The following is an 18,112-nucleotide window of genomic DNA, read 5'->3' as shown; positions in this document are numbered from 1 at the left end:
CACCTTTCTTTTGCACAAGATTGTAGTTTTCTTTTAGAAGTAAAAAAAGAAAAAAGCCCTGCCGCATAACGCGGCAGAGCCTGATTCATTGCAATGCATTACATGCCTATGGTCCGATCCGAATCAACGGAATCTGATTGTTCCTTGTTCGGGAACGGCCACCAGTTGGCCCGGCCAAACATCTTCACCATCACTGGGACGAAGAATGGCAGGAACAGCAGTGAGTACAAGATCAGTCCGCTAAGGACTACTGTAGCAATCTGCATCATCGAGAGAACACCAGATGGATACATGGCAGCAAATGTACCGCTCAGAATGACTGCTGCAGAGAGGATAACGGTTCCCATGTTCTTCATCGCGTACAACATGGCATCCTGTACTTTCATACCTTTGTTCTCATTGAAACGGTCCATCAGGAAGATGCTATAATCCACACCAAGTGCAATCAGCATAACAAATCCGAAGAACGGAGTAACCCAGCTAATGCCTGCGAATCCGAGGATATTAACAAAGATCACTTCGGTTAACGCCATCGATGTGAAATAAGCCAGTAATAAGGAAACAATCAGATACAATGGCATAATGACCGAGCGAAGCAGTACAACCAGAATAATAAATGTGCCTGCCAGCATCAGCATTACAGTACGTGTATAGTCGTTATTCGAGATCTCCTGCAAATCTGCAAACGTGCTGGTAACGCCACCTATGGCGATATCTGCTTTTTCAAGTGTACTGCCTTGTACCGCGCGATGTACTGCCGCCTCAATGTCAGGAACACGATCAATGGCTTCTGTTCCGTATGGATTTTCGGCGAAAATAACATCAATCGTCATCGTTTTCCGATCTTCAGACAGATACGTATCAAATACCTGTGTGAAGTCTTTGCTGTTCAGTGCTTCATCAGGAACGTACCAGCCTGCCAGATCGGAATCTGGTGAATTTTGCAATTGCGTCAGGTAGTCCTGCGCTGAATCCAGTCCACCGGATACCTGTTTAATTCCATCGACACTCTGGTTCAGTCCATCTGTCAGTTGTGTCAGCTGACCACTCAGATCCGAGAAGCCTTGTTGGATTTTCTCCTGACCACCCTGAAGCTGGCCAAGTCCATCCTGAATGGAAGGAATTTCACTAATCACTTTGCCCTGACCATCCGCAGCCTGTTTGAGACCGGATTGCAACTGACCGATTCCCGTTACAATCTGGCCCAGGCCATCGGCAAGCGCCTTTTGTCCGGCTGCTGCGGAGGCAAACCCTTCATTGGCCTGATTAATTCCAGCAGCGGCTTCCCCAAGTTTGGTCTTAATCTGACCCAAACCTTGCGCAAGCTGTGCTGTGCCAGAACCTGTTTCACCAATCGTACCTTTGATACGCTGGTAATCAGCATCTTGCTGCAATTCAGGATAACGCTCTTCAAGTGCTGTGAAGGATTCGGACAGACTGGTTAGAGCTGTTGAAACCCCGTTCAGCTGTTGTTCCAGTTCGCGGGTTCCATCCCCCAGTGCAGCGACCCCTGCTCCCGCCTGACGATAGGCTTCAAGCAACTGATTGTTCGCCTGCGCAAGCTGATCTGCACTCGTTTTGGCTTGCTGAAGTCCGGCTTTCAGATCACCCGCACCTGCGGAACCATCACGAATACCTTTTTCAATCTGCCCTAGTCCCTCACTGAGTTGCGTGATACCCGATTGCAACTGGGAGGTTCCTTTGGTAAGTTCACCTGCTCCATCAGCAGCTTCTTTTAACTGTGGTTCATTTTTACTTAGCTGACTGCTGGCTTTACTCAGGCCATCACGGATTTTGTCCAAACCCGTCTTGCCTTCACCCAGTCCATCCGATAATGTTCCCACTTGCTGTGTAACTTCAAAATCTTTAATCTCATCACCCGTAGGTCGTGTCATACTACGGACACCAGAGACTCCAGCTACTTTCTCTACTTCCCGGCTAATTTTCTCGGCAACGGCCATATATTTCGCATTATCCATCGCTTCATCGTTCTGGATGACGATCTGACCCGGCAACGATTCACCCGGACCAAAGCTGTCAGAGATAATGTTAAATGCTTTTACGGAATCATATTTCTCACCAATCTCATCGAGACTATTGAACGACAGTTTGCCATCGTAGGTTGCCAGAAGAGGCACACAGACAGCTGCAACGATGAGCAGCGCAGCCCATGGACGTTTAAGTGAAAAGCGACCAGCTGCACCATAGATTTTGCTCTCGGCATGTTCAAGTGAACCCTTCGACGGCCAGAATAACTTCTTGCCCAGCACCGCCATGAAGAATGGCACAATGGTCACCAAGGCAAGCATCATCACAGCAATACCTACAGCTACGGCAACCGCAGAGCGGTACAACATAAACTGGGCAAAGCCAATCGCAATGAATCCAACCAGCACAGCTAGTGCTGAGAAGAGTACCGTTTTACCGGCAGTACGATAGGTCGCAATGATGGCATCCCACGTATTCTCATGATGAGCCAGTTCTTCCTTGAACCGACTGATCAACAGGATGCAGTAATCCGTACCAATCCCAAACATGACGGCGACCATAAAGATCTGTGTAAACGTGGATATCGGGAAGTCCATCCCATCCACCAGAAATGCAACAATCTGTTGCGATACAATGTAACTGATCCCCACCGTCAGTAGCGGTACAAACGGAGCTACAAACGAACGGAAGACCAGGAACAGAATGAGTAAAATAAAGACAACGGTAATATATTCCGATTTCTTAAGCCCCTCTTGGGAACTTTCAATGGTGTCCTCATCAATCAGACCTTTACCGGTTATGTAGTGCTCCACATTGACGGACTTCAATGCTTCATTCAGGTCTTCCCGCATTTCCTTGACCGTACGATCTCCCTGATCAATGGATAGCGATGTTAGAATCGTTTTTCCGTCAGCTGAGATCATCTTCTCGGACAGTTCAGGCTGAGAGAAAGGTTCCAGAATGGACAGAATACCGAGCTTCTCCTTGTCGGCCTCCAATTGCTTAACGGCCTTCTCTGCCTCTTGTTTCCCCGTGGTACCCAGACCATCGGGATTATAGAATACAAGGGCGATCTGGCTCCCCTGTTGTTCTCCTTTTTGTGCTGCAGCTTCATTCAGAATCGCTGCTGCCTGGGTGGAAGAGTACCCTTCCGGAACCGAAAACTGTCCCTTTTCCCGAATCAGTTCACTCATGTTAGGGGCGGTAAACATCAACACGGCAGCTACAACAACCCATAGCCCCATTAACCACCATCTTGCTTTTAGTATCGTTCTCATTCGTTCTCCCGTCCTCCTTCATGCGATAGCAAAGCTGCAAGCTTCTCAAAAGATTCAATGAAAATTCGGACTTCTTCCGGTTTAAAATGAACCAGATACGGCTCCAGAATCTGCTGTATTTCCTGTTCTGTTTCCCTGTATACCTGTCGTCCGGTATCCGTCAGTGTCAGATATACAACGCGGCGGTCACGTTCATCCCCGGCCCGATGGACCAGATCGCGATCCACCAGCTTGTTGACCAAAGCGGTAATGCTGCTCTTACCTATACACAGAAGCTCTGCAAGATCAGAGGGCGTGCAGAAAGGTTTCTCTTCAATCAGACGAAGTGCGCAGAACTGATCGGTCGTTATGGTCTGCCCCACTTGTTCGCGTATCCGCGTATCAAACCGCTTATTGACCATAAAGGAAGCATCCAAATAGCGGTTCACCAAACTTTTTGCATCCGGTGTACTCATTCTTCATTCTCCTTTCCCAAATCTATATAGTTCACTTAACGAACTATTCTCCTGTGAAACTATTCTATAATGAAACAATCTTACAAAGCAATACTTTTTTCCTGCTTTTTAGATGAAAACGACAAAAAAACAGGACGTCCGACTCAGCTCATTGCCAAATCCAACATCCTGTACTGATGATAATCCATATATTTCTTAAAGTAATAAAAGGTCTCTGTGCTACTCTTCGTCTGTATCTTCCTCTTTTTCAAGCACACAACGGAATCGCTCCACACCTGGGTATAATTCACCCAGACTATATACCACAAACCCCGTATTCCGATAAAACTCGACGGCTTCCAGCTCGGTCTCCGCAATCAGTCTATCAGGGTTGTATGTTGCCAACAGTTGTGAGATCATACCACGTCCATAATTTTTAAAGCGGTTTTCAGGCAAAACCGAGATATGATGAATGGTAACCTCACTTGTTCCTGTCTTCTCATATCCAATCAGACCGATCAATTGTCCCTCATCTTCGTAACCGCCCATTTGCAATTCGTCTTTCTCTACATATTGTTGCAACGCACGGTTCAAGTGATCCGGATCAGGAAAGACCGAGTAGGACAATAGCTCCTGTACTTCCGGCTCCTGTATGCGTGATTTCAGATTAATTAACACCTTGATTCCTCCTATACCTTGCTTGTTTCCGTTATCGTATTGTAGTCGTTAGCCTCTAAAAGTTCAAGTCGTGTGCCGATTCAGCTCCGATACCCTCCAGCACATTTTGCTCAGCATTAGTATCGTGATAACGGTTGCAACCATTCTTTTGCACATAGGATAAAATCTTCCCGTTCTGATCTGCGACAGCCACACGCGTGTGGCTCCCTCCTCCATCCATCCCTATTACATATGTATTCATCCTTAACGAGCTCCCTTCAGACCACACATTAAGAGTGCCGGGTCCATTGTCAGGTCCCGGCAGAGAATTTATTGCTTTTGCACAGCGAAACGAAGCAGTTCACAACGAAATTGTGTCGGTTCATCATACTTTTCCTCTTCAATCGTCTGTGTAACGTGTTCCTGAAGCAGAATATTCCAGCCTTTGTAGGCATCCTCCAGTATAGCAATCGCCTCGGCTGTGGGCAGGTTCAGTTCAATTAATGGTTTAATCTCCTTGCCTGTATTGATTTCTTTCTCCTCCACATTAGTACTCATCGTAATACAATGAATGCCCCCTGTACGAGTTCCGGCCTGTAACCGGTCTATCGCTTCCATGAAGGCTTGCTTATTTGAGACATGTTCCAGACAAGAGCAAGCAGCGATATAGTCAAAATAGTTTGGCTCCACAGCATAATGTTCAACATCTGCTTTCACTGCCTGCACGATATGATCAACCTGATATTCTTTCGCATACTTGCGAAGTCCGTCTACGGCCTCATCCAGTAAATCCACACCGATGACTTCACTCTTCGTTTTTGCAAGGCGCTGTGCAATCGGTATCGTATGCCTCCCCACTCCGCATCCCAGATCGAGGACACGCAATTCCTCCTTGTGAGCAAGTAGGCGTTCCAGCATATCCATCACCATAGGCATGGGCCTCGACATCCAGGTACCAGAGGCGAATAATTCATTATTCTGATAGAAATTGGAATGATAACCTTCCTCTGCTTTTCGTGCAGCCTCAAATTGTTCGTTTCCCATCAAGATACCCCCATCGTTTAGAAAATGATTTGCATCTTCTACTTAATACCCAGATCGTCACAAAAAAATCAATTAAAAGCAGGTGACAGATTTTTCTTCATAAAGGATTCCAGTGCCGCCTCATATCCGGTGCGATCGACTTGAAACGCTGTGCCATGACCGGCACGGGGGACGGTCAGCAATTCCTTTTTGGTTGGGCAAGCTTCATACAACCTGTACACCATTTCCGTTGGTACAAACGTATCAGCCTCACCGTGGATGAATAACACGGGAACGTTAACTTTGGCAAGCTGCTTGAGAGCCGAAGCCTCTCTAAAGGAATACCCTGCTTTCCACCGGGAGATCAGACTTGTGACAGGTATAAACGGAAATGCAGGGAGCTTGTATAATTGCTTCAACTGGAACGTCAGCTCTTCTTCCACGGATGTATACGCACAATCAGATACAATGGCTTTAACCTGAATCGGCAGGACTTCACCACCTGTCATCAGTACGGTTGCTCCTCCCATGGATATGCCGTGCAATATGATTTGACCTTGTGTACCCACTTTTTCAAGCACCCAGTTCGTCCATTGGACATAATCCTTCCGATCTAACCAGCCAAAACCAATGATATCACCTTCACTCTGTCCATGACCTCGATCATCTGGCATGAGTACGTTATAACCATGCTTTTCCGCATAAAACCGGGCGAATCCAGCCATTTCTCTGCCTCTCCCCGAATAACCATGTGCCAGAATAACCGTCTGATCCGACCCTTTATTGGAACCGATCCATGTACCATACAGTTTTAATCCATCATGTGATTGAAGAGATATCTCTTCTGTAGGCTGAGCATCCAGCCACTTCAGGTCAGAAGCACTGCTAATGATTTCATTGTCCGGTTCAGGCATCAGATTTGGATTATCTACCAAAAACGTTTTTGGCGTACGGCGAATGGCCGTTTTGAAAAAATAAAGCCCTCCTGCCCACAGAAGAGCAAGAACGATCAGTACCAGTGCTGCAAGTACGTAGAATAACATGAACGAGCCCTACCCTCTTTCCTCATTAAGATAAATTCAATCTTTACTTACTCGTTGCAGTGCTGCACATGCTGCTTGATAGGCGGGTAACAAAGCATCCAGCAAAGGTTCTGCTTTCCGTGATTGACCTTCCTTCGCGAACTGCTCTATCTGAGCAAACAAAGTTGATAAATAACGAATCCCTAGGCTCAAACTCCCTGATTTCAGATCATGGGCTACCTCGGTTGCAGCAACATGGTCACCGGACACAATATGTCTGCGCAGCGCCTCAATTTTGCCAGGTGTATCGGTACGATACATGTCCAACAACATACCAAGGAGTGTACGATCGCCATCGGTGTTTAATTCCGCAATCTCATGTACGATGCTCATATTTAGTACCTCGGTCGGTTCGGAGGATTGCTGCCACTTCTCGATCATCTTGCTCAGAATTTCCAGCGTGAAGGGTTTGCCAATAAAGTCATTCATCCCGGCTTCCTTACACTTGTCTTTCTCTCCCTGCATGACATTACCTGTCATTGCAATGATTGGTGTGGTATGGCGCATTTCATCCATTTCTATCGAGCGGATTTTGCGTGTTGCCTCCAAACCGTCCATCAATGGCATCATATAGTCCATGAGAATCAAACTGTATTTTTTGCTGAGAAAAGCAGCTATTGCCTCTTCCCCATTCACTACAGCGTCCACTTGGGTTATTCCCAGTTTCTTGAGCTGCAACATAACAAGCTGTCGGTTGATGACATTATCATCGGCCAGCAATACAGATACAGAAGGAGCTTCATCATCCATATCCTGCCCCTGTTGCTCTTGAGCGGAAGCAACAGACTGGTTAGCGGACTGGTTACCGTCTTTCTTACCAAGTGTAAGTTCGAACCAGAATGTTGATCCTTCACCCTCCTGACTGTCTACTCCAATCCGACCTTCCATCAGTGTAACGAGCGACCTGCAGATCGATAATCCAAGGCCCGTTCCTCCATACTCACTTGAGCGTCCTCGTTCAGTCTGCATGTAGGGTTGAAATAACTGGTTCTGATCTTCTTCCGAGATACCAATCCCCGTGTCTTCGACTTCAAATCGGATCATTTGTGTAACTTCATCATCTTCCACAAGGGTGACTCGTATCCGCACCGTACCTTCTGATGTGAATTTGTTCGCATTCTGAATTAGATTGATCAGTATCTGTGTAATCCTCGTTGGATCCCCTTCAAGAAGAGTAGAGATTCTGGGGTCACAGTCTATCGATAACTGATTTCCGTTCTTTCTGACTTGGGGTTCGAGCAAACGAACAATATAGTTTATCGTCTCTTGCAGATCCACTTCTCCCAGTTCAAGTCGCATCTGACCCGCCTCAAGTTTGGACAGATCCAGAAGATCCTGAATCAGCTTAAGCAGCAGTTTGGCAGCATCCTGTATAACGGAAACGGAATTCTCCTGTTCTTCAGACAATGGAGACAGCTTCAGCATCTCAGCCATCCCCAATATGCCATTTAATGGCGTACGAAAATCATGACTGATGCCTGCAATAAATGCGATTTTTGAATCACCTGCATCTACTGCTTGCTGACGTGCAGCTTCAAGACTGTTATTGTTCTTAGCAAGCATACGCTGGAGTGTCACCAGTTCATTATTCATATCCGAGAATTCCGAGAGTGTCCGTTCCTCTTGCTCTTTACTCCGGATCATCTGATCCGATAACTGCTCAATCGTTCTGCGTAGCCTCTGTATCTCTCCGCTCTCATTAGACATCACATCATCCCTCTCTTAATCCCTAACCATATCAAGCTGATTACATGTAGCTGGCTGAGCCAGTAATTGTTCTGCAACCGCTACCGCTTCATCGGCTCCTGGAGCATAACCGTCAGCTCCTATCGTTTTCCACAACTCCTGATCAATATTGAAGGGATATCCCCCAACCATAATCTTCACATGTGCCGTTGCCGGATGATGACGGATCAGATGAATCAACTCTTTGGCCAGATGAAGGTGATACGTCATCGTAACCGATATCGCAACAACATCGCCCTGATGCCGCTCTATAGCCTCTATTACACTTCCATTGGGAACATTGGCTCCCAGATAGTGCGTATCCCAACCTTCCATCTCGAACACATCTGTGAGCATACGCAGCCCGATCTCATGTTGTTCACTGCCTACACAGGTAGCCACTAGTTTTTTATCCTGACCCGTATGATTCAACCAGAGGGAATAAAGACGTGACATAAATGACTGGGTCGCTGCCGTACAAAAGTGTTCTTGCCCCACACTAATACGATGGCATTGCCACAATCGTCCAATTTCATATTGGGTGGGCTGAAAGATATATCGATAAATATCACGAATCGTCACCCCAGCTTCTAACTGAGCTTCAATGATCTCAAAGGCTTCTTTCCGTTTATTCTCTAGCAAACACTGTAAGTAAGATTGCGCAGCATCTCCATATGGCATGGATTCGTTGATGTAACCCGCCTGTGACTCCATATGTGTTGTTCTATATATTCCCATCTCCAGATACTCGAGCAGAAGTGACTTTGACGGATGGTCAAATTCTTCTTCCAATGTCTCTTTGATCAGATTGAGATTAATCGCCAGATCTTCTGGTGATACCTTATAACCCTCAAGTAGAACTTTCAGCCAGGCAATATAATGAGTAAACAGACCTGGACTCTGTACGAGCGCACTTTCTGCCAAATAGTTCAAGCTATACTCCGAATCCTGTTTGGTTCGCATTTTTCCATTCTCGCCAAATCGCTCAAGTAAATCGGGCTGTCTGAGATACTGTTTCTCCGTTATTTTATCAGCTAAGTTCGCAGATTCCTGGAGCAAACGTTCTCCTGCTTCTTGATGACTCATAGATGCACCCCTCCTCATACCCGCATCCTACTCAATCTTCATTCGTGACTAATCCAGAATGAGATTGATGTTAGCTGACTTGCAATCGGGATAGGTTCTTCTACTTGATCCAATCCATCCATTCCGCTCTTAATCGTTATGTTCCATTATACATGAACTTTCGATAATCATGTTTTACACACGATGAATGTATAGAACAATCTTCCTATATTATGGAGGGCCTTGCAAGTCAGTCAGCCAGTATATACCTGTACTTTTCGAGATCCACAAAAAAAACTGACCTGCGTTATGAACGCAAGTCAGTTTTCCCTTCTGCCGCCAGTCCCAGCTTCTTCAACATCTTAATCGCATCCACTTTCTCGGAAGGGTCAAGTCCTTCCAGAGCATCAATGATGACCTGATGGTGTTGAGGAAATATCTGTGTGAACAATTCTCTTCCTTCTTCGGTTAACTCAGCGTAAATGACACGCCGATCTTCCTTGGATGGTCGACGAAACAGCAGATTTTTATTTTGCAACTTATCTACAACGTACGTAATATTACCACTGGACATTAAGACCTTTTCACCAATCTTTTGCAATGCCTGCGGTCCCTTATGATATAACAAATCAAGCACACCAAATTCTGTCGTATTCAGTCCGTGACTCTGGATGTCCCGATTGGAACGTGAGGTCACAGAATTGTAGGCCCGAACAAGAACCACGAATAATTGTAAAGACAGTTCCCGGTTGTCCTCCGTGTTCAGCATTTCAATAATCCTCCATCAGTTGTTTACATTTCGGCTCGTATGAGGGGCCAGCTTCTGCTCCCACTCCTCACGGAGCATACCCATACGAATTGAATCATAGTACTGCCCGTGAACGATGCGACACTTCCGCATTCGCCCCTCCACCTGTAATCCGGCTTTCACAGCCGCACGCATCATACGTTCATTACCAGACCAAGTAGTCAATCCAACCCGAACCAAAGGCATCTGTTCGAACAAATGACTTGACCACATGACAAGTGAGCGTGTACCAACCCCGCGTCCCCACTGGACAGATCTGTATATTACAATCCCCATTTCCAGCCACATGGATAACTCATCTTCTATGTAATAGCTGATTGTACCCACAATTTGTCTGTCGGATTCAATAATACGGATTGATACGGGTCTGGAATCGCCTGGATCTACGTCCATACGTTTGAGCATACCTTGTTCAAAAATTTCATAACTTTCGTGTTTAAGTGGGTAATAGGGTGCATCCCATTGCTTCCATTCAGGTACATCATCACTGTAGATCAATTCGTAGAGTTCTTTCAGATCCTGTTTCTCCACACACCTGAGTACAAGTTCACCATCAACGATTGGCAGTTCTTTCATACGATGAAAAGCACCCTCTTCCTTATTAAGAACGATGAAGCTCTTCGATACTTCCGTCCGCATTGGCAAGAATGACTGTACTAGCCATATCCACAAATAGTCCGTTATCAACAACACCTGGTAACATGTTCAATTGGACATTAAGGTCCGCAGCGTGATCAATCGCCTCCAAGTGGCAATCTGCTATCAGGTTTCCGTTGTCTGTCAGATAACGTTGCTGTCCATCCATCCGCCACTGTGGTTGACATCCCAATTGTTCGAGCGCCTGGAAGGTCCACTCAGAAGCAAATGGAACCACCTCAACTGGAAGCGGGAATTTCCCCAACTTTTGTACGGCTTTGCTGCCATCCGCTACAATAATTAATTTGTCACTATTGGCCGCCACGATTTTCTCACGCAAAAGAGCACCGCCCCCCCCTTTAATCAGGTTAAATTCGGGATCTACTTCATCAGCGCCATCAATGGTCAGATCCAGACGTCCAATCTGGTCAAATGGGACGATGGGAATCCCCCATTCACGGGCAAGCTTGTCCGAAGCCTCTGAAGTGGCAACCGCTTGAATGTTCAATCCATCACGTACCCGCTCACCGATCCGGCAGATGGCATAATAAGCTGTTGAACCTGTACCCAATCCAACCTTCATTCCATCTTCAACATATTCTGCCGCACGCTCTGCTGCTATCTGTTTAAGATTCATCTATAAACCCCCGCTGCTCATAATTTGAGAAATGCATATGTAGTTATTATAGATAAAACCGCTTCCGATGTATATCCGTGCCTTCTGTTGCATCTCTGCCATCATATTTTTGTTTTGTTGAAGGATGTATTTTTACCCACCATGTTATAGAATACAGAATGAAGCTAAAAAATGGGAAATTTTAAAATAAACAGTTCTAAATACCTATAAACCATCTGATATGTCCATAAATACGTAAAATATTAAAAAAAATTTAACGATACTATTCAATTTAACGACATTTTATACGACATATTAATTATAGATGTGTTTTAATAATTAGACACCTATGGTTCATACGGTACATAAGTCTCTACGAAAGCGACTGATAAACCAAGACCATGGTCGCATAAATTTCCTTTGGAGGGGATCACGGAATGATCTAGTTCACTGTACCAATGCAACCCTAAAGTTTCTTAATTTAAAGAAGATCAGGAGTGGAATTTAGTGAAATCATTAAGTTGGAAAAGCATGTCGTTTTTCTCCAAAAATTTGTTACTCTCATTTACCAATATCGTTATCATCGGGGTAGCACTTATCGCAAGCAGTTACTATTTTCAAAAAACAGTTCTTGTTGATCAGCTGCATGGACAGGTGGAACAAATTACCAAAAAGTGGGCTGAAGATATCAATCCTACCGAGGTACAAGCTGCTATTGCGGAAGGTAGCTATGATGGAGCAACACAAACGAAATTACGAGCGTATTTCGATGAGATGCAAGAATATTATCCTAACATTGCACAAGCCTACATCTTCGGTGTTGAGCTCGGTGGCGATAACAAGAGATTAACTTCCCTTGTAGCGATGCCGACCAATCTAAGAGAGGCTTTTCAAAGTGAGAACGTAAATATTGGTGACATGTATGAGCAGCCGGTCGTTGTAGCCAATGCACTGAAAGAAATGCTTAATACGGATCGCCCAACATTCACAACATTTTATTCCGATGATTTCGGAACATGGACAACCATTGCATATCCAATCAAAGACAGCAACGGAAAGATTTTCTCATATTTTGCCGTTGATGCAGATGCATCAGCCGTACCTGCGGGACTAAACTCCTTGCTCAAAAACGGAATTATCATCCTTGTGGCCTTCTTGCTGTTATTCCTGATTATCCAATACCTTGTAGTTAAAAACACACTTTCCCCTATCCGTCACTTGATCAAAGGAATTGATGACGTAAGTCGGGGTAATTTGAATGTCAACATTCCGACAGGCAAAGACGATCTGGGACTCGTTAACGAGAAGTTCAACACCATGGTTCGCAAAATCAACGATACTATCGTTAAAGTGCAAATCACCTCACAAGAAGTAAATCAGTCTGCCAAAGAGCTATATGAAGTTTCCGAGCGCAACAGTGAGAATGCAGATTCTATCAATAATAATGTAACTCAAATCACTTCCAACATTCGTTCACAGGAACAGGCAACCCGGGATAGTGCACGTGCCATGTCCGAGATGGCTACCGTAATCCAGACGATTGCCAGCAGCTCGGCAAGTGTAGCGGATGAAGCCTATGAGATGGAACGTCGTTCGCAACAAGGTAACAGCGTTGTCCGTCAGGTGTCTGAACAGATGAATCTGATTACGGAATCGGTTAAGAATACCGCTTCTGCCATTGAGGTTCTGGAGAGTCGTTCACAGGAAATCGGCGATATTCTCAATATCATCTCGGGTATCTCCAGCCAGACCAACTTGCTTGCTCTTAATGCTTCCATTGAAGCAGCTCGTGTTGGTGAAGAAGGAAGAGGATTTGCAGTTGTTGCAGGTGAAGTACGCAAACTTGCCGAGCAGTCTGAACAAGCAACCAGCCAGGTTGGCGTATTGATCCAAGAGATTCAAGCTGGAATTAAACAAGCTGTACGTGCAATGGAACAAGGTACGTCAGAAGTAGATACAGGACTCAGCGTAGCCGATCAAACAGGACAACTGTTCGAAGATATTTTAGAAGCAGCGAAAAAAGTATCTAATCAGATTCAGGAAGTATCAAGCGCGACAGAAGAAATCTCTGCGGGTACGGAGGAAATGACCGCTACAGCGGACGACTTGTCTTCAAGCGTAAGCAAGACAGCAAACAGCAGTGAACAAATTTCCTCATCTGTTGATGAGCAAAAAGCATCTTTGATTACACTGGTAGACTCCTCCACACGCCTTAACAGCATGTCTGAGGAACTCCAAGAATTGATCTCTCATTTCAATGTAAGCAAACAATAATTCAAATCCACAAACATTCGGTTTGAACCAAGGAGGAATAACTGAAGTGATTGAAAACCAACCATCTTCTTCCCATTCCATGGAATCTAGTTTGCCAGTTCTGCAGATTCCACTGGATTTTGGGCGACGTCAACAATCATTCTCTTATCAGTCTGCTCAAATCACATTACATGCTTCTCTGAGCCGTGAACTTAAACAGAAGTATGGAGAACAGATGGTGTACCCGGTACTCCTCTCAGCTTATGCAGCCTTGTTATTCCGATTGTCAGCTGAACAGGAACTTGCCATAGGTATACTTTCCCCGGATCAGGCAGCTTCTTATCTTTCATTACAGATTCAGGGGAAATTGACCTTCAGCCAACTATGTCATCAGGTTTCAGAGCAGCTCAAGATTGAATACACGTTGCAAAACGGTGGATACCCTGAATCGTTTTTTATGCTGAATAGTGTACAGTTGCCTCAAGCTCCTCAAATATTAAATTGGAACGTTCGAGATGATCAGAACATGCTCATCCTCGATCTGTTCTATGATAGTTCACTATTGAAAGAGTCTACCGTGCTGAGATATGCAGAATATTATCAGACTCTTCTACTCGCCCTTGTGCGTGACGGTGAGAAAGCAATCGGTACGGTAGATATTCTTTCCGCCTCAGATCGATTGCTATACCGTGAAATGAATGATACTTCTGTTCTCGAACCAGAGAATCAGACGGTTCATGGCTGGTTCGAAGCAACGGCAGCGGCATATCCGGATTCACCGGCGATAACATCGCCATCCAAAAGTTATACGTACAGGGAATTGAATGAACGAGCTAATCAGGTTGCACGTGTTCTGTTATCCAATGGATTGCAGAAAGGTGAATTCGTCAGTATCTTTATGGATCGAAGTCTGGAGACGATCATCTCCCTGCTTGGTATTCTGAAGGCAGGTGGTGCATATGTTCCGATCGATCCTGAGCATCCACAAGAACGTAACAGTTATATCGTGGAAGATACGGCGTCCTCCTTCGTGCTGACAACGGAAGCTTCTTATGCCCAAGCTTCCAGCTTGTTCTCCAGTATAGCTACGGTCCGTCAGATTCTCTCTGTGGATGGTCGTTTAGCCGGATTTGCAGCAAGTAACCCCAATCTGGATATTCAGCCGGATGATCTTGCGTATATTATCTACACGTCAGGGTCGACCGGTAAACCCAAAGGTGCACTGATTGCCCACCGGGGTGTAATCAATCTTGGCAGTGTGGTTCAGCGTGATTGTGACATTCAACCAGGTGATGTATTAACTCAGTTTGCTACATACAGCTTTGATGCATCCGTGTGGGATACCATTGGCGCCTTGTTCTATGGAGCAGAATTATATCTGTTGTCTGCGGAAGAACGTGTATCCGTTGAAGAATTCGCAAGTGCAATTGAACGGACAGGAACAACCATCATTACGATACTGCCTACGATTTTCTTCAATCAGCTTGCTTCCTACTTATCCGATGAAGGTTTCCACAAGCTGGCCAAAGTCAGAATCATTACTGTAGCCGGAGAAGCGTTATATGGTGAACAGGTTCGTGCCTTCCAGCGCAAATTTGGAAACCAGATTGATATTGTTAATGTGTACGGACCTACCGAATGTACAGTAGCCACAACTACTCACCGCATCAGTGAGCAGGTTCCTGAACATGTGGTGAACATCCCTATCGGTAAACCGATTCATAACTACAAAGTATACATTGTAAATGAAGAACAACAGCTCTGTCCGGCAGGTGTACCTGGTGAGGTATATATTGCTACCCCTGCATTGGCCAAAGGTTATCTGAATCAGCCAGAACGTACAGCGCAAGCATTCATTGAGAACCCGTTTGCGATAGGTGAGAAAATCTACAAGTCTGGCGATATTGCCAAATTGCTGGATACCGGGTTGCTGGAATATGTTGGTCGCAGTGACTCTCAGCTAAAAATTCGTGGTCACCGGATTGAGATCGGGGAGATTGAAGATCACTTTGCACGGCTTGATCAGATCCAGAACGTTGCGGTCATTCCGAAGAAAGAATCCGATGGACAAAATATGCTGGTTGGTTACTTTACATCGAAAGATGGCAGTACCCTCTCTGTTACGGACATCAAGGCAGAACTGACGGAAAAACTTCCTTCTTATTTTGTACCAAAGTGGATCTGTCAGCTGGATGAAATGCCGATTGCACCAACTGGAAAAATCAATCGCAAAGCGATGGTATTCCTGCCTCATGTGGAACGACATGAAGATCGCCCTGACCGGGTCATGCCTGAGACGGAGACGGAATCCATTATCCTAGACGCATGGAAAGAAATCCTTCAGCACGATGACTTCGGTGTCGAAGACAGCTTCTTCAATATCGGTGGGGATTCACTCCGGGTCATTCATGTACTGGTCATTCTGAAGCCACATTATCCGCAACTGAACATTGCCGACTTCTTTGCCGAGAAAACAGTCCGCGCTCTCGCTCGTCGTGTGGAAGTATTGTCTCTCAGTGCAGCAGTAGTTACGGATTCAGTGGTGACCGATGGTATGATTACACAATTATCCGAACACCCTGTGGAGCTAACGCCCCAGTTGGGGTATCCGCTCATTCGTGAACCTGAGCATGTGTTACTGACTGGAGCAACAGGTTATCTGGGCTCTCATGTGCTGCAACAGTTAATTCTGAATTCCAGTACACGGATCTACACCCTTGTTCGTCGACCATCCAATGGAATAACTGCAATGGAACGTTTGACTAACGTGCTGGAAGGATATTTCGGCAAACAACTGACTGACCAACTCTCCACTCGCGTGGAGATTATTGAAGGGGATCTCGAACAACCTAATCTCGGTCTTTCCGCTGAACAAACGGCTTATGTTCAGGATCGAATTGACCGTGTCATCCACTGCGCTGCAGACGTACGTCATTTTGGCGATGCCGATCAGTTCGCCAAAACAAACGTGGAAGGAACGGTCGCATTGCTAGACTTGATTCGCAGCAAACCAGGTGCTTCCTTCCACCATGTATCCACGATGGGTATTCCGGAAGATCTGGCACTCAGCGGACAATGGGAATCTTCCCTGCAATATGATCGGTTCCCGGCTGACTTGCATGTGGACAACCTGTATTCGGACAGCAAGCTTGAAGCCGAGAAAGTGCTCATGATTGCGGCAGAGGAAGGTGTACCTGTCAGCATCTATCGTGCAGGTAATCTCACTTGCCACTCCGAAACCGGACGCTTCCAGTCCAATATTGATAGCAACGCCTTTTATCGTATGATCAAAGCAATGTTATTGCTCGGCAAGGCTCCTGCGGCTGACTGGATGGTTGATTTTACACCGATAAACTATGCAAGTGAAGCTATCGTTCATCTGGCCTTACGTCAGGATACCGCCGGTCGTGTATTCCACATCTGTAATCCGGAGCCCATCCGTTATGATGAGCTGATCCGTTCTGTGAATCGGGCTGGTTACGAAGTCGAAACGCTACCTTTCGCCGATTACACACGTTGGTTGTTCGATGCGAGCATCAGCAAAGAGCCGGAAGCTCTTCAGTTGGCTATTGCACAGCTTGAAGGCGACGGTGCGAAGGATTCAGCATATGTCTATGCTTGCCCTGTCACAACGGCTTATGTGGAACCTGCTGGCATCTCATGTGCAAAAACAGATGATCGCTTCATCTCCGCCATGTTAGACTACGCCGTTCAGATTGGATATTTCCCGTCTGCAATCCGGCGCCATAACGGCACTTCTACAGCAATGGAGTAAGTTCACTTTATCATTAGCATTTAATTAATAAATAAGGTCACACGAAAAGGAGCCATCTATCGTCATTCACTGACGATAAGATGGCTTCTTTTCTTCGCATTTTCGGATCATTTTTTAGACCCATCGGATAATTGCAATGATGGCAAGATGAGCTGGATAGAAATAACGCCAGACCCAACGTGGCCCCTTCATACGGAATCCCGCCTGGTAATACTGAGCAATAGCAATGCCGGCGGTTGCCAGCACACTATACATTTGCACAGAGCTGTTATGCAGCAGAAGATATAGTGCATTTAACAAGACATGTGCCACGACAAGTACAGGACCCTGGAAATAACGGAATAACAGAACCAATAACAACCCGTACATCCCGTAATCCATTTGGCTAATTTCCATGAACCACCCTGCTCCAATTACAATCGGAATCCCTAGTAGTTTGGATGGCAATTTATCGATAACGAATAATACCAACAGGGCTGACCACAATGTCCACACCACGTTCAGAGAATAATGATTAAACGCAGCCATAAACGGCACCTGTGATATGATCGCAATCCAGAACAGACGCCATATGTATTTTTGTACGTCTCGTGTATGTTTATAACCGATATACACTGCAAAAGCATAGATTGGAAAAGCGATACGACCTATGATCCTCAACTCTATAATATGTGGAAAAAAGACAGCCCCTATATGATCAATTAACATCGTGATCATGGCAATCCACTGCATCATGTTGCGACTCCCCTCCCTTGTTGCCGACGACACAAGT

At 45.6% G+C, this 18,112-nt stretch carries 14 protein-coding genes; 2 read left to right on the top strand and 12 right to left on the bottom strand.

The window, feature by feature from the left end; genetic code table 11:
- Positions 1 to 98 precede the first annotated feature (98 nt).
- The 11 genes from MHI55_RS11570 to rpiA form a co-directional block, all read right to left on the bottom strand.
- Positions 99 to 3,266, bottom strand: a complete 3,168-nt coding sequence (locus tag MHI55_RS11570) for an MMPL family transporter (RefSeq protein WP_340390062.1) — start codon at positions 3,264 to 3,266, stop codon at positions 99 to 101.
- Positions 3,263 to 3,721 (bottom strand): MarR family transcriptional regulator, encoded by a 459-nt coding sequence (locus tag MHI55_RS11565; protein WP_036609512.1) that lies wholly within the window; start codon positions 3,719 to 3,721, stop codon positions 3,263 to 3,265. The genes MHI55_RS11570 and MHI55_RS11565 overlap by 4 nt, the downstream gene beginning before the upstream one ends.
- A gap of 219 nt (positions 3,722 to 3,940) precedes the next feature.
- Complete coding sequence (locus tag MHI55_RS11560; protein WP_036609514.1) at positions 3,941 to 4,378, bottom strand: GNAT family N-acetyltransferase; 438 nt, start codon at positions 4,376 to 4,378, stop codon at positions 3,941 to 3,943.
- Between the two features lie 55 nt (positions 4,379 to 4,433).
- A complete protein-coding gene (locus MHI55_RS11555; protein ID WP_211081698.1) occupies positions 4,434 to 4,619 on the bottom strand; it encodes a hypothetical protein in 186 nt (61 codons plus the stop codon).
- Between the two features lie 68 nt (positions 4,620 to 4,687).
- The gene (locus MHI55_RS11550; protein ID WP_036670268.1) at positions 4,688 to 5,401 is read right to left on the bottom strand and encodes a class I SAM-dependent methyltransferase; all 714 of its coding nucleotides are present in this window, start codon (positions 5,399 to 5,401) and stop codon (positions 4,688 to 4,690) included.
- 68 nt (positions 5,402 to 5,469) lie between these two features.
- Positions 5,470 to 6,423, bottom strand: a complete 954-nt coding sequence (locus tag MHI55_RS11545; protein WP_340390060.1) for an alpha/beta hydrolase — start codon at positions 6,421 to 6,423, stop codon at positions 5,470 to 5,472.
- 36 nt (positions 6,424 to 6,459) lie between these two features.
- Entirely contained in the window at positions 6,460 to 8,169 is a 1,710-nt protein-coding gene (locus tag MHI55_RS11540) for an ATP-binding protein (protein ID WP_340390058.1), read from the bottom strand.
- Positions 8,170 to 8,184: 15 nt separating this feature from the next.
- Complete coding sequence (locus MHI55_RS11535) at positions 8,185 to 9,273, bottom strand: cobalamin-dependent protein (RefSeq protein WP_036609522.1); 1,089 nt, start codon at positions 9,271 to 9,273, stop codon at positions 8,185 to 8,187.
- 286 nt (positions 9,274 to 9,559) lie between these two features.
- Positions 9,560 to 10,021 carry a MarR family transcriptional regulator gene (locus MHI55_RS11530; protein WP_017689273.1) on the bottom strand — a complete coding sequence of 154 codons (462 nt, stop codon included), beginning with the start codon at positions 10,019 to 10,021 and terminating at the stop codon, positions 9,560 to 9,562.
- A 15-nt stretch (positions 10,022 to 10,036) separates the two neighbouring features.
- Positions 10,037 to 10,699, bottom strand: a complete 663-nt coding sequence (locus MHI55_RS11525) for a GNAT family protein (protein ID WP_340390056.1) — start codon at positions 10,697 to 10,699, stop codon at positions 10,037 to 10,039.
- Positions 10,662 to 11,333: a ribose-5-phosphate isomerase RpiA gene (gene rpiA / locus MHI55_RS11520; protein ID WP_017689275.1), complete on the bottom strand. Its 672-nt coding sequence runs from the start codon at positions 11,331 to 11,333 to the stop codon at positions 10,662 to 10,664. Before rpiA ends, MHI55_RS11525 begins: the two co-directional genes overlap by 38 nt.
- A 510-nt stretch (positions 11,334 to 11,843) precedes the next feature.
- Between rpiA and MHI55_RS11515 the strand changes: the two genes are divergently transcribed.
- Together MHI55_RS11515 and MHI55_RS11510 are read left to right on the top strand one after the other, a co-directional pair.
- Positions 11,844 to 13,586: a methyl-accepting chemotaxis protein gene (locus MHI55_RS11515; RefSeq protein WP_100529440.1), complete on the top strand. Its 1,743-nt coding sequence runs from the start codon at positions 11,844 to 11,846 to the stop codon at positions 13,584 to 13,586.
- A 46-nt stretch (positions 13,587 to 13,632) separates the two neighbouring features.
- A complete protein-coding gene (locus MHI55_RS11510) occupies positions 13,633 to 17,340 on the top strand; it encodes an amino acid adenylation domain-containing protein (RefSeq protein ID WP_340390054.1) in 3,708 nt (1,235 codons plus the stop codon).
- A gap of 114 nt (positions 17,341 to 17,454) precedes the next feature.
- On the opposite strand, the gene MHI55_RS11505 is transcribed toward MHI55_RS11510, so the two are convergent.
- On the bottom strand, positions 17,455 to 18,075 hold the full coding sequence (locus MHI55_RS11505) for a TraX family protein (RefSeq protein ID WP_237176010.1): 621 nt from the start codon (positions 18,073 to 18,075) through the stop codon (positions 17,455 to 17,457).
- Positions 18,076 to 18,112 lie beyond the last annotated feature (37 nt).

The sequence above is a fragment of the Paenibacillus sp. FSL E2-0151 genome, assembly GCF_037993015.1.
In the GTDB taxonomy this organism is placed as follows: domain Bacteria; phylum Bacillota; class Bacilli; order Paenibacillales; family Paenibacillaceae; genus Paenibacillus; species Paenibacillus amylolyticus.
The sequence above is the reverse complement of the archived record's forward strand: the minus strand, read 5'-3'. Positions and strand labels throughout refer to the sequence as shown.